Genomic DNA, 288 nt, shown 5'->3' on the forward strand with positions numbered 1-288 from the left:
GGCATAGGCCCAATAGCCGGGTTCATAGGCGCTGGGCCAGAACGTGTATTCGAAGATATCGGAATAGGCATAGGGCCAGAACACCGGGCCGAGAAACGCCACGAAGGTCGCGCGCTTCTTGTGTCGCCACGCCTCTCGGGGCGACCAGCCGTTCTGCCGGGCTGCGAGCGCCGCCGGGGCGCCAAATGCATCCTTGCGGCCAAAGCGCGCGGCAAACCGCCCGCGGGCGGCGGCCTGCAAAAGCTCGGACCGCAGCCGACGGCGGAGCGATCCGTCGCCGCAATGCAG

1 protein-coding gene is annotated in these 288 nt (G+C 67.7%); it reads right to left on the reverse strand.

The genetic code is table 11. The features are described 5' to 3' along the window. Positions 1–288 (reverse strand): hypothetical protein (locus RMT89_RS42300; protein WP_315889075.1); only part of this gene is annotated, 288 nt, incomplete at both ends.

Source organism: Streptomyces sp. P17 (assembly GCF_032436805.1).
Taxonomy (GTDB): Bacteria; Actinomycetota; Actinomycetes; order Streptomycetales; family Streptomycetaceae; genus Streptomyces.